This window comes from Clostridium akagii DSM 12554, assembly GCF_000686725.1.
GTDB classification, from domain to species: domain Bacteria; phylum Bacillota; class Clostridia; order Clostridiales; family Clostridiaceae; genus Clostridium_I; species Clostridium_I akagii.
The window spans coordinates 377,378-390,301 of sequence record NZ_JMLK01000006.1 but is presented as its reverse complement, the minus strand read 5'-3'; the positions used below and the strand labels follow the sequence as shown (position 1 = coordinate 390,301).

Genomic DNA, 12,924 nt, shown 5'->3' with positions numbered 1-12,924 from the left:
TGACATTCTTAAACTTGCAACTAAAAGAAGTTTTGATTGATTAACCTTAGCTCTTTTCATAATCACGAGAACTATAATTAGGAGTAAATATATAAGTGAAAATTGGAAAATACCCAATTGTACTGCTCCCTCCATCTTTAATCCTCCTTAATTATTTCAATTTTATTTTCACAGAATTCTTCAAGTATAGCTTTATTGTGACTTACAATTACAATATCAATATTCTTTTTAAAGCAGAAGTTTTTTATATTTATCATTATTTTATGGCTGTTTTTTTCATCTAATGCAGAAGTTGGCTCATCAAGCAATATAACTTTTGGACATAATGATAGAAAAATGGCTATATAAACTCTTTGACGTTCCCCACCCGATAGCGTAGATGCATTTTGGTCAAGTGGAACATTTACGCAGCAAAGATTGGTAATGCTCGCAATATATTCTTCATCAGGCATAGTCTTTTGTCTTAGGGCATAAAAAGTTTTAAAATTATCAGTTATGCTTTCATCAAAAAGAAAAACCTCTTGGGACACTAAACTTACTTCACGCCTTAAATCAATAGGGTCATAGGAGCTTACTGATTTGCCTTTATATAACAGTTCTCCAGAAATTGGATTTATAGACTGGTTGAGAAGCTTTAAAAAAGTGCTTTTTCCACAGCCACTCTCCCCCACAATAAAATTAATTTTTCCATGCTCAATTTTTATGTCATTATAAGTTAAGTTGGATTTATAAATAAGATTAGTTGCTTGAAACAATAGTTCATTCATTGTAGTGCCTTCCTTCATCATTAATATTTGTAATCATTTAATACTATTATACTTAGGTGACATAATAATTTTTTTATATTCAAACCTAATCATGTATTTTTCAGCACCCTTTAAGCTTTTAAATATTTTACTTGATGATGCCGTTATTGCTATATAAATTATTTTGCCTAAATGTATATTTTCTGTTATAGAAGCTTTATTTCCACCTTTAATATATTCGTTAACTATTCTCATTTTTTTAATCCCCTCGCATTTTGTTTATACATATCAACATATTGAAATTCCTTATTATTTCATACTATATATATCTTTATTTGTTTTAACTGGTAAATTATATAATTTACCAGTTTTAAATTCTATGCTTTATGAAGCACTTTTCACACAATTTATTTTGTCATTTTCTAAATCTACGCAAATTGTTTTATATTTAATATCATATTATAGCTTGTTTTTATATGTGGGTGTTTTATTACGATTCGCATAATCATGGATAATATAGTATAGATGTAATCAAAGTACTACCATTACCCTATTTACTGTATACAACTACAAATTTCTAAAAATATTCTTTTCAGATGCCTTATATAACTATAAGAACAAAATTTGCACATAATAGTCCAAGTATAATTCCTGCTATAACATCTGTTGGATAATGAACATATAAATACATTCTTGATAAAGCTATCATTAACGCTATACCTATAAAAATGAATCTGTATTCCGTAAAATATACGGATAAAACCTTTGCTACTGCAAAAGATGATAAAGTATGACCTGATGGAAATGAATATGATGTGGGCTTTGCAATTAAAAGTTTAAATTCCTCTCTTTCGTTACATGGTCTTATACGTCTAACTAAATGCTTCACTACTCCTTCTCCCACAATTGTACTTATAACTAATGTAATTAAAACTATACTTCCAATCATCCTATCTGTTTTGTCTAATAATAAACCCATAGCTATTAGAACCCAAACAGCACCTAAATTTCCTAGACTTGTTATTCTAAGCATTAGCATATCTAAATATCTATTTTGTATATGTTTTTTAATGGTTAATAATACATAATCATCAATTTCATTGGCTTTTTTTAAAACATTTATTTGCATATGCCTACCTCTCTTCAATTTATATTGGATTTAATTATTTGAATATATTTCATTAATCATAACAAATCTATAACCATCTCTCTTTAATGCAGGTAAAACAGATTTCAATGCTTTAACTGTTTTTAAGGGAGATTCTTTAGCACCTCGTCCATCATGTAATAATATTATATCTCCAGGTTTAACATCTTTAATAAGTTTATTCTTAATATAGTCTGCAGTTACCCATCTACTCCAATCCATAGCATGTATTGACCATAACACAATTTTCAAATGATTTATTTTAGCACAATGGAATGTTACCGGATTGAATATTCCCCAAGTAGGTCTAAAAAATTCAACTTTTATACCAAGGTTTTTCATGATTTTTAATGATTTTGACAAGTCTTCTTCTGTTTTATTAGGAAGTTTAAAAATATCATTGGTGTGTTTTAAAGAATGAAGCTCAATATAATGACCCTCATTTTCAATACGTTTAATTATATCTGGATATCTTCCCGCCTTCTCTGCTAAAACGAAAAATGTACATCTTACATTGTTTTGTTTTAGTACATCAAGAAGCTTTAGCGTATATCTTGGATCAGGTCCATCATCAAAAGTAAGTGCAATTATTTTTTCTTTTGATGAAACTTTTTTTATTATTTTCTTTGAAATTTTTCTATAATACAAGTTTGGTACTACTGCATAGATTATTACTACACAAAAAATAAATAATTTCATTTTCCCCCGTCTTTCTATCAATGTTTTCTTGACCTATTTAATAGAATTTTTACCTTTGTTATAAATAATTCAAATTATATTTTTTTAATATATGCTTTTTTATTATTCATTAGAATACTTGGTCTGTCTGTTATTATTCCATCCACGTTTAGTTTTAACATGTCATTCATATAAACTTTATTATCTACTGTCCACACGTATATTTTCTTGTTAGATTTATGAATTTGCATTACTAAATTTCTTGTTACTGCATTTTCTTGAACACTATAAAAATTTACATTTAATCCAGTTAAATTATTTATAGGATTATGAATTATATAACCTGTCGTAATGTTAGGATTTAATCTTTTCACATATAATAGAATATTGTAACTTAAAGAATGAATCATACATTGATTTTGAAACTTATTCTTTTCTATAATATTAACAACATTTTCAGTTAAAGTCTTCGTATCACCATAGGGTTTGATTTCAATAATAAGTTTAATTTTACCATTACATTTCTTTATTACTTGGTTTAAAGTTGGTATTTTCTCTGATCTATACTTAAAAGAATAATACGAGCCTATATTTAGTTTTTCAACTTCATTGTAATCTAACTGATTAACCATTTTATTCAATCCTGTTAGCCTTTTCAAACTTTTATCATGCATCAAAACTACTACCCCATCATTGGTTTGTTGAACGTCAATTTCGGCATAATCAACTCTATGAATCATAGAATCATTAATTCCATCCATGGAATTTTCAGGTTCATTAAGATATATGCCCCTATGTGCTATAACCTTTATTTTATCTAATTTAATATCATTTATATATTTAGTATTACTAACACTAACAGTATTAATTTTGCTTTTTATTTTTGAAATATATATTTTATTATCATCTATATGATCCATATATAACATACATAAAAAGTCTATTAAGATTAGTACTATTGCTATAGAAATTTTGAAATTTTTCATAAACACTCCTTCGCCTTTGTAAGTAAATAAATTAAATCTAAATATATTAGTAAATTATTTTATTAAATAATATTACTGTCATCAATATTATTTGCATTTTTTTTATCTTTGACAACCATAATAATTCCTGGAATTAATGAAATTAATATAATTGCAATCATTATATATGAAAAATGATATTTTATAAAAGGTAAGCTTCCAAATAAATAGCCACCACCTAGAAATAATATGACCCATAAAAATCCACCTAGCATATTGTAAATTATAAACTTTGAATATGGCATTTCACCTATTCCAGCAACAAAAGGTACAAAAGTCCTTATAATAGGAATAAATCTTCCTATTGCTATAGTCATTGAACCGTGCTTTAGATAGAACATATGTGCTTTTTTTAGATAATCTTTATTAATATATTTAACATGTTCTTTATTTAAAATTTTACTCCCAAACTTCTGTCCAATATGATAGTTAACTGTATCTCCAATTACAGCTGCTAAATAGAATACTATAAACAATACCGCTATGGACAATGATCCTCTTGACGCTAATGCTCCTGTTGCAAATAAAATTGAATCTCCTGGTAAAAATGGTATAACAACCAATCCAGTTTCACAAAATATAATTAAAAATATTATAAAATATGTCCATATACCATAATTTTGAATCATTACATTTAAATATTTATCAAAGTGTAATAATAAGTTAATTAAATTACTCATCTTTTCTTACCTCTATTCATACAATTTTGTTTGTTTATTTATTATCTTCAAAATAGATTAAAATTAAATTAAAATTTATATTTTACACTAATAAATACAATATAATGCTAAAATTAAAATCACATTATAATCTTGTTATAAACAAACATTAAAATAAAAAATATTAAATTGCATAAATTTTCTTGCTTTTAATATTTAAAATAAATTCAACCCAATATTAAAATATAGTTTAATTTTTTTAAACCAATTTTAATCTTCTTTTTATTTAATATAAGTGCACATAAGATAGTGTATATTTTATATTGATGAAACCATGGAAATTAAGGGAAGAAAGCTGATGTCAGGATTGCCAAAAAATGTTGAAATTAGTGCGTGTAAAATTAGTGAAGCCTTAAAGGAACCTGTCTCTTTAATAATTTATGCTATAAAATTCACACTTAAAAAAACACCACCAGAGCTGGCTTCAGATATTATGGAAAATGGAATTATGCTTGCAGGCGGTGGAGCACTATTAAGAGGTATTCTTACCTTTTTAATATATTTTATTTTTAGCTCAATATTATATTCTGCAGCATACGATATGGATTTTATTCAAAGAGCAATCTTCGTTATTCTCATTACTTTTTTACTTGCCTTCCTTGATGCAACCGTAGATTATGTTACGGGTATTAAATTTTCATTCAGTAACTTATTAATAAACACCTCAAGTGCTGTTTTAAGCTTTGCCTTAATTGTTGTGTATTCTACATATAGACAACATGCCGAAAAGAAAACAATCTAAAACAATAGAACTGAAGGGATCTAATATACAGCTCCCTCCAGTTCTGTTTAATTGACAAAGTTTTAAATAAAATGTGAAATTAAAATTAATCCTCCAACTATCCAGCAGTAATAAGAAAATGGACGCATAGCATTAATTTCCTTTTTGTTAAACCATCGCATCAATATATTAACACTTATAAGTGCACATATACCTGCTGCAATTCCACCTATAATACCTATTTGTAGCAATGGTCGATTAGCTGGTTTGAATAATTTGGGGATTTCAAGTATTGATGCACCTGCTATAATAGGTGTAGCTAGAAGCATTGAAAAACGTGCTGACTCTTCATGTTTTAGTCCCATCCAAAAACCAGCTGTAATACTAGCTCCAGATCTTGAAAATCCCGGAATAAGTGCTAAAGACTGAAACAATCCTATTACAGTAGCTTGTCTGTAACTTAAATCTTCTATGTCTTTTTTCCCTTTTGAAGCAGCACTTTCTCCTACAAATAATAGAACACCATTTAATATTAAAAATATTGATGCTACTAAAGCACTACCAAATAATACTGTGAATTTTGCTTCAAAAACAAAACCTATTATTGCTGCCGGAATTGTTCCAACTATAATTAGAAATAATAACTTTTTGGAATCTCTACTAGTAAAAATAGATTTTATTATACCTTTCCAGTCTTTCCAAAAGAAAATAAAAAGTGCTATAGACGTACCTAAATGCATCATAACTACTAATGGAAGAAACTTTTCCTTCAAAAACACAGGATTAAGATTCCACCTAAAAACATATGGAGTAAGCACAGAATGTCCTGCACTACTAATTGGAAATAATTCTGTTATTCCTTGCACAATTGCTAATATTACAGTTTGTAGAATTGTCATTAATATTTCACCTTCCTAATTAATTTATAGCTTTAATAATGTCTTATTACATCCTATATGTAAGTTAGTTTAAAAACCAAGAGCTTAAATAATTATAATAATATAAAATTTAAGTTCTTAGTTTTAATTTGTGTATAAATAAAATGTATTTTTTATATAGGTATGTTTCTAAGCAAGTGAATCAATTATATGTGTTGATGGTGTAGTACCACTTTGTTTCGTCTCGGCTATTTTTTCACTAGAACTCTCATTAGCTTCTTCAGTGGCTTTACTATTTACAGTATTTTGTTGAGCTATTTTCTGCATGTTTTGCATAGTATGCCCATTATTTATAGGATTAATTATTTTCTCATCCCCCTATATAACATTTTAATTAATGCTAGATTAGTAAAATAATTTTATATTTACCATTCAACTTTATATGATACATTTTATTTTTATCCGCTATTTTCTTTGAAATCATTCTCAATATTTACTTTTTTCAAGCCTTAACGTCAACTATATTTGGTGATGAACTTGATGAACTGCTACTAGATTGCTTTTGTGTTATTTCAGTTACAACTGTTTGTAGTTGGTTTTGTATTTTATTGATTTTAGCTTGCCTAGTTTTTGCATCTCCACCACTAGAATTAGCTTGTTGTAATTGTTTCTGAAGAGATGCCTTCTGATTGTCTAATGTAGCAGTGGCATTACTGGTACTTGCACTACTACTTTTATCACTACCAGTGCTTTTACTACTCATAACTGCTGTTTTAGCTAAATTTGATATTGATGAAATATTCATATTATTTCCCCCTCATTCTATAATATTTTGACATTATGCATCATTATGGAAATAATCCTATGTTTTGCACCTTAGTCTATCTTAATTTAGTTTAACAAGATTAAAATTACATTAAATACAGATTAAATACATTGTTTTCTTTATTAACACTTATACAAACACATCTTTCACTTTGAGAACTTAGCAAAACTAATAATTAAATATTTCAAGGAAAATTGTTAAGTAATAACACTACTTGTGCTTAACATTTGTTTGACATATAATAAACATGCTTTCATCAAAGCTACTAAATATAACTTATTTACAGTTTGTTATTAACTTTAGCATAAAATTATAACATTCAGGTAATAGGATGAACTAATGAAAAATGAAACTTCGGGGAGGAAAAAATTAGAAAATGAATAAACCTTTATCTGACAACATGCATCATGTACAACGTATGCTTAATAAGGTTCCAGAAATTACGTTTTACTTCTGGATTATAAAAGTATTGACAACTGGAATGGGTGAAGTGGCATCTGACTATTTAGCCCACCAGATAAATCCGATAATTGCAGTAGCCCTGGCAGGAATTGGTCTAGTAACCTCGCTAATACTACAGTTCTCAGTACGACGATATGTGGCATGGCTCTACTGGTTAAACGTGGTCATGGTAAGTATTTTTGGCACAATGGTTGCAGATGTTTTGCACGTTGGGTTTGGAATACCTTACATTGTCAGCACCATATTCTTTGTGGTAGCTCTGGCAATTATCTTCTTAGCCTGGTATGCTAGTGAGAAGACTCTTTCTATACACAGCATCTATACTTGCCATCGCGAGATTTTTTACTGGTTAGCGGTATTAGCCACTTTCTCACTTGGTACTGCTGCAGGAGATATGACGGCTACAACCATGCACTTGGGTTATTTCTTTTCTGGTGTGATGTTTACTATCTTGATTGCTATCCCAGCTGTGGCATATTTTATGTTTGGTATGAATGAGATTTTCGCATACTGGTTCGCATACATAATTACACGGCCCCTAGGCGCATCATTTGCAGACTGGATGGGTGTTTCTCATAGTCGTGGTGGTCTTGGACTTGGAACTGGGTGGGTAACCTTGAGTTTAACAATTATAATTTTGGGGCTTGTGGGCTACATGGCGGTCACCCGTAAGGATGTTAAGACCGTTAAAAATGAATAATCATGGACACAATGAACCATTTCAATGTCCATTTGGTGATATGTATAGATTAAGTACTGATGTACATGAATCATTGTTTTCAGGTATAGCTAGATTAACTTGACTATACCTTTGTTGTTGTTTTTATAGCAAATATTTGTGACATTCCTACTGTAAAGTATCAAAGCCATATCCTTTTGATTTTAAGTATTGAATTATTTGAGGGAGAGCTTGTACCGTTGTTGTTTTTGCACCAGCATCATGCATTAAAATTACAACAGTATTTTGTGTAGTATATTTTTTTAGATTATTTAATAAAGTTGTAACAGGCAAATTATATCCATCTGCATCACCTATTTCATCATTCCAATCAATAAATCTATACCCTGATTTAGTAACTGCATCTCTAAAAGGGACTAATTTAGGCCCGAAAGAACCTCCTGGAAATCTAACAAGTTTTAAGTTATAATTTTGACCTAATATAGACTTTAAAACTTCTTCACATTTATTTATATCATTCACAAAAATTGAAGGTCCTTCTTTATAGTTTAACTGATGACTATAAGTATGATTTCCCACCACTTCTCCATCAGCAAATTCTTCTCTTACTAAATTACTATAATTTTCAGCATTTTTACCTATTAGAAAGAAACTTGCTTTTATACTATTTTGATTTAATATCTTTAATATTTTTTCAGTGTTAACAGACGGACCATCATCAAAAGTTAAATAAGCAATTTTTGTACCGTCGGTTCTCTTAGCTGTCCAAGGCGTGTACTGTCCTCCTGACTGATTTTCACTAGTACTTCTAGGTATAATACTTTCACGGTTATTCATTCTAGAAGTATTACTATGTTTAGGTTTAAATGTTTTTACAGCTTGCTTTTTATTATTTGCTTTACATAATAAAGTAATTGCGGTACCTGTACAAATTAATAATAATAGTACTACTATTATCGTTATCTTTTTTTTGCGTTTTTGTTGTCTGTTTATTTTCAGCATAAATATAGCTCCTTACTTAAAATTTAGATGATTTTTGCAACCTTGTGTTGTTGTGTATACACATATCCAAAATGGAGTTTACACGGCATAATTATACCTCATTTTTTCAAATTCATCCATTATTTTTATTCTGGGTGAAAATCACCTTCGCAGCTCTTAGCTTTAGTTATTACTATAATCATTTCTATATAGATGGCGCTATCAATAATCTAATAGGAATATACCCATCTTTCATTAGTGTCTCCTTATTTCTAACATCCTTTCTTGCTACTGGTAGTGGCTCAAAAGGAATTATAGTTTGTACATCTTGTTCATATACATTTAATTTATCACCATCTTTGCTATCTGCGTTAATATATAACATAATGTGTCCTTCCCCTTTTCCATTATCAATGAGCAATGCATCTCCAGTTCTTAGATCATTCCATGAAATCTCACTTACAGTTTTTCCATCAATTTTACTGTCATTCTTAACCGCATTAAATAAAGTCAGTGTAGTTTGTCTACTTATTCCCCATGCTGCACTAACAAAACCTGAGCAATCATTTCCATATAATTTTTTACTATTATTAATCTTTGATAAAAAATCGTTAACTGAAGATACCTGATAATAATTCATACTATATGGTATTCCATAATAAGACCTCCCCTTAATAAACACGTAGGAACCATATCTATCTATTATGTTATATTTAGGAGACCACTTTATTTCAACCATTGATTTCGCTCTATTAAGTATTTCCTGGCAATTAAGATTAGAATTACTGGCAGTTGATGCATTTAATGATTTAGCTACATTTAAGTCTGGAGTACCATTATTCTTGCCAAGAGTAATACTGCTGTTACTTAACTTAAAAGGAATTATCTTCTGATTACTCTCTGTAGTGTTCTTTATAGGGTTAAATATTACAAAAATCGCTATAAACATTAACAATACTATAGCTATAAACATATTTATTATGATTTTAATTAACTTAATTATACTTTTAATTTTTAATTCACCTCACATTTATATATACTAATTATATATATGCAGAGTATACTATTTTAAATTACATTAATATAATTAAGAGATTATAATCAATTCATCTGAAAACCCCTGAATTTTATGTATTGTATAGTAATTTTATATGTTGTTAATAACTATAATATGTTTTTTTAGGAGGTTATACTCTTTTTTTAGAATGTGCTGAAAAATACATTTCGTATTTTTCATACATAGCATACTTAATATTCTAGTGTACGTTTTAAGTTTTATTGAACATAATACAATCGTATCAACGTTGATTATAAATTTTACAACTTGTTTTTATTAAGGGTAATCCTAAAGATCTCGTCTCTAGGCATTCTCTTTTTAATTCCACCTTGTTTATTTAAAATGATTACTTATTTTTTAAATGTTTTCAATATAATGATTTGTACCTATCTTACCTCACAATCCTAATACAGAACATTTAAACTATCTTTCAATCTGTTTAGATTTTATACTTGTATTCATCTTTTTATCGTTCCATTCAGTCGTGATTTGATAACTAACCAATTTATGAATTTACTGACATGCTACGTTCTTTGATATTTAGTTTCCCAACAAGTCAATCCCTTGATGACAGACATTTAGCACACACCTATTACCTTATTATGTATGCAACATCTACAAGCTCACGCTCCATATCTTAATATCTTCAGTGTACATACCCATGAAGCTATTTACTGTATTTATATATTTGTAACATTATTCACTGCACAAAAATATGCTAATAGTAAGCATTTAAGATCTATTGTCGGAGGTTTATTTATGAATTATGAAATAAAAGACTGCATTGATGCTGGTACAGAATATTGCCCATGCAGTCTTTCAGAAACTGGTGATTGCATTTTATGTTCACATCTTCAAGGTAAAGATTTTTGTGACTGCACTAATTGGAAAGGAGTTTGTATTTTTCAAGAATATGATTGGAATAACAACAAAGCAAAAACTTTGAGGAAGGTATCGCTTTCAAAAATAATAAATAAGGAAATACTTGATGAAAATCTTGTTTGTTTCACTATATTATGCACCCATAAGCTAGTACAGGAATTATCTATCCCTGGTAGCTTTATTTTTGTGAGAAATCCAAAGAGTAACGGCTATTTTGATTCACCTATTTCAATTATGGAAACATTGCCCGAGGAAAATTTAGTTAAAATAGTAATTGAACTAAAGGGGGTAAAAACAAAGAGCATTAATCTATTAGAAGAAAATGATAATATGGCTATAAAGGGTCCCTATTGGAATGGTGTTCTGGGACTTAAAAATATAAATAAATGCAAGGATGGTATTTCTCTATTAATAGCTGGTGGAATTGGCATGGCACCTATGATTCCTGTTATGAGAAAGCTATATTCTAGTGGTAATAAGATTGTTGTAGTTATTGATAAATCAAATTATAAAAATATTTATACTAAAAAATATTTAGAAATGTGTAATGCTGATATAATTGAATGCACTTTGCTCGCCAATAGTGATTTATCTATTGAAGCAAAGGAAATTATAAAACAGTATGAAAACAAGGTAAATCTCATTTACTGCTCAGTTACAGACATATTAATAAGTAAAATTCTTGAATTTTCAGATGACAATGTTAATTTTGCATGTTGTAATAATGCAAAAATGTGTTGTGGTGAAGGTGTTTGTGGTGCTTGCAGCATACGTTATGCAGGACATATAGTAAAAAAAATGTGTAAAGTTCAAATAGATCCTAGGTACATTTTTAAAGGAAGAAGACTTTTATAATTAATAATTTATTTGGAGGATTTTATATGAAGGTTATAGTTATTGGTGGAGGCTGGGCAGGTTGTGCTATACAATATAATACACTGCAAAATAAACATAAAAGAAACAAGGGGTTTCAACTTGCCTTGTTTCTTTTTCTATTTTCGCTTTTGATATTTGCTATAATTTTGTTTATATCGTCTTTAGAAAGTTGATTGAAACCTATTTTGGACAATTCTTTAATTAGTTCTTCTAGCTCTGTACTATGTACTTTTTTCACTACTGCATCCATCCCAAATCCCTTCCTTTGAATTTATTTGTTAACATTATGTTCGTATCTGTTCGTATGATATGATTGTAAAACTTTTCCGTGAATATGTCAATAAGTTTATATTTGATGATTATTTATTTCCTTTGTTACCATTAGTAACAACTTATTTTACATAACCTATTATTTTTTTAAGCTATATTAAGTTGTAGATAACTTATTTCATAAAACCAGTTATAGCTTGTAAAATATGTTATTTATTCCAATAAGGAAATTTATTTAGAAAAGGAGTAGTTTAATTACTATTCTTTTATTTTTCATCTTTGTTAAATTCCTTTGATGTATTATATAAAACTTCTGAAAAAATTACATTAGCGTTTGAAATTGTACGTTCAGCTTTTAATGCCCTAGTTTTCCAATATTCAAGTTCTCTTTCAAGTCTTGTTTCTCTTAAAGTTGTACGTTCTGGAATACGTCCTTCAATTTTTTCAATGTATTGTAAGTTAAATCTTATACATGGTAATCCTTTAATAGACACTATTACCCCATTACTTCTGTATTGGTCTATAGTTTTTTCAGAAACTTGCCATCTGGTAGCTAAATCTTTTTTAGTTAATAGCTTAGACATTATTATCATTCTCCTTTTTTATATTGAAAGTAAAAAGGAATAGCGATTAAGCTACTCCCATTATTTTTTCTTGTGTTCCTCATCATATTTTTCTGCAAGATAAGAAGCAGCTTTATTTTTGTCAATTTCATTTGCTATACCGCACGGAAAGTAAAATGCTATAAATGCAAAAACGCCTCCCCAAATGTTAAATCCTATCTTGGCAATACAAATAATAGCTAGTATAATTCCTATAATTGCTGGTACAGCTTTCAAAAAATCCTTATCCATGTCATTGTGCCTCCCCTTTTCTTTTTACTCTATTGTAGCAATATGTCTATAAATTTACAATAAATGAATAAAACAATTTAATTTGGTAATAATTTAAAATATCATGCATTATTGTATATATCA

16 protein-coding genes and 1 pseudogene are annotated in these 12,924 nt (G+C 28.6%); 3 read left to right on the top strand and 14 right to left on the bottom strand.

Annotated features, from left to right (window positions below; all coding sequences use genetic code 11):
- Positions 1 to 137: 137 nt before the first annotated feature.
- The 6 genes from BR66_RS0102310 to BR66_RS0102285 form a co-directional block, all read right to left on the bottom strand.
- Positions 138 to 767 (bottom strand): ABC transporter ATP-binding protein, encoded by a 630-nt coding sequence (locus BR66_RS0102310; RefSeq protein ID WP_026881447.1) that lies wholly within the window; start codon positions 765 to 767, stop codon positions 138 to 140.
- Between the two features lie 33 nt (positions 768 to 800).
- Entirely contained in the window at positions 801 to 1,001 is a 201-nt protein-coding gene (locus BR66_RS0102305) for a hypothetical protein (protein WP_026881446.1), read from the bottom strand.
- 346 nt (positions 1,002 to 1,347) lie between these two features.
- On the bottom strand, positions 1,348 to 1,875 hold the full coding sequence (locus BR66_RS0102300) for a phosphatase PAP2 family protein (protein WP_035795192.1): 528 nt from the start codon (positions 1,873 to 1,875) through the stop codon (positions 1,348 to 1,350).
- Positions 1,876 to 1,905: 30 nt separating this feature from the next.
- Positions 1,906 to 2,592 (bottom strand): polysaccharide deacetylase family protein, encoded by a 687-nt coding sequence (locus BR66_RS0102295; protein WP_026881444.1) that lies wholly within the window; start codon positions 2,590 to 2,592, stop codon positions 1,906 to 1,908.
- 74 nt (positions 2,593 to 2,666) lie between these two features.
- The gene (locus BR66_RS0102290; protein ID WP_026881443.1) at positions 2,667 to 3,557 is read right to left on the bottom strand and encodes a glycerophosphodiester phosphodiesterase family protein; all 891 of its coding nucleotides are present in this window, start codon (positions 3,555 to 3,557) and stop codon (positions 2,667 to 2,669) included.
- Positions 3,558 to 3,619: 62 nt separating this feature from the next.
- The gene (locus tag BR66_RS0102285) at positions 3,620 to 4,276 is read right to left on the bottom strand and encodes a DedA family protein (protein WP_026881442.1); all 657 of its coding nucleotides are present in this window, start codon (positions 4,274 to 4,276) and stop codon (positions 3,620 to 3,622) included.
- A gap of 304 nt (positions 4,277 to 4,580) precedes the next feature.
- Here BR66_RS0102285 and BR66_RS26340 point away from each other — a divergent pair.
- A pseudogene (locus BR66_RS26340) lies at positions 4,581 to 4,799 on the top strand (rod shape-determining protein); the annotation flags it as partial.
- 320 nt (positions 4,800 to 5,119) lie between these two features.
- Here BR66_RS26340 and BR66_RS0102275 read toward each other — a convergent pair.
- From BR66_RS0102275 to BR66_RS22950, 3 genes are all read right to left on the bottom strand, one after another.
- Entirely contained in the window at positions 5,120 to 5,935 is an 816-nt protein-coding gene (locus BR66_RS0102275) for an undecaprenyl-diphosphate phosphatase (protein ID WP_026881440.1), read from the bottom strand.
- 168 nt (positions 5,936 to 6,103) lie between these two features.
- Positions 6,104 to 6,250, bottom strand: coding sequence for a hypothetical protein (locus tag BR66_RS25555; protein ID WP_156946217.1), 147 nt, complete (start codon positions 6,248 to 6,250; stop codon positions 6,104 to 6,106).
- A gap of 166 nt (positions 6,251 to 6,416) precedes the next feature.
- A complete protein-coding gene (locus BR66_RS22950) occupies positions 6,417 to 6,719 on the bottom strand; it encodes a FlxA-like family protein (RefSeq protein WP_051624061.1) in 303 nt (100 codons plus the stop codon).
- A gap of 397 nt (positions 6,720 to 7,116) precedes the next feature.
- On the opposite strand from BR66_RS22950, the gene BR66_RS0102260 reads away from it, so the two are divergent.
- Positions 7,117 to 7,902, top strand: a complete 786-nt coding sequence (locus BR66_RS0102260) for a COG4705 family protein (protein ID WP_026881439.1) — start codon at positions 7,117 to 7,119, stop codon at positions 7,900 to 7,902.
- Positions 7,903 to 8,049: 147 nt separating this feature from the next.
- On the opposite strand, the gene BR66_RS0102250 is transcribed toward BR66_RS0102260, so the two are convergent.
- Both BR66_RS0102250 and BR66_RS0102245 read right to left on the bottom strand, forming a co-directional pair.
- Positions 8,050 to 8,883 carry a polysaccharide deacetylase family protein gene (locus BR66_RS0102250; protein ID WP_035795188.1) on the bottom strand — a complete coding sequence of 278 codons (834 nt, stop codon included), beginning with the start codon at positions 8,881 to 8,883 and terminating at the stop codon, positions 8,050 to 8,052.
- Positions 8,884 to 9,067: 184 nt separating this feature from the next.
- Positions 9,068 to 9,811 (bottom strand): NlpC/P60 family protein, encoded by a 744-nt coding sequence (locus tag BR66_RS0102245; RefSeq protein ID WP_242841090.1) that lies wholly within the window; start codon positions 9,809 to 9,811, stop codon positions 9,068 to 9,070.
- Positions 9,812 to 10,678: 867 nt separating this feature from the next.
- On the opposite strand from BR66_RS0102245, the gene BR66_RS0102240 reads away from it, so the two are divergent.
- Entirely contained in the window at positions 10,679 to 11,656 is a 978-nt protein-coding gene (locus BR66_RS0102240) for a sulfide/dihydroorotate dehydrogenase-like FAD/NAD-binding protein (protein WP_026881436.1), read from the top strand.
- Between the two features lie 115 nt (positions 11,657 to 11,771).
- Here the strand turns inward: BR66_RS0102240 and BR66_RS25550 are convergent, their stop codons facing one another.
- The 3 genes from BR66_RS25550 to BR66_RS0102225 all read right to left on the bottom strand — a co-directional run bounded on the left by BR66_RS25550 (position 11,772) and on the right by BR66_RS0102225 (position 12,801).
- On the bottom strand, positions 11,772 to 11,927 hold the full coding sequence (locus BR66_RS25550) for a hypothetical protein (RefSeq protein ID WP_156946216.1): 156 nt from the start codon (positions 11,925 to 11,927) through the stop codon (positions 11,772 to 11,774).
- Between the two features lie 286 nt (positions 11,928 to 12,213).
- On the bottom strand, positions 12,214 to 12,531 hold the full coding sequence (locus BR66_RS22945) for a hypothetical protein (RefSeq protein ID WP_035795185.1): 318 nt from the start codon (positions 12,529 to 12,531) through the stop codon (positions 12,214 to 12,216).
- 60 nt (positions 12,532 to 12,591) lie between these two features.
- Positions 12,592 to 12,801, bottom strand: coding sequence for a hypothetical protein (locus BR66_RS0102225; protein WP_026881435.1), 210 nt, complete (start codon positions 12,799 to 12,801; stop codon positions 12,592 to 12,594).
- Between the last annotated feature and the right edge of the window lie 123 nt (positions 12,802 to 12,924).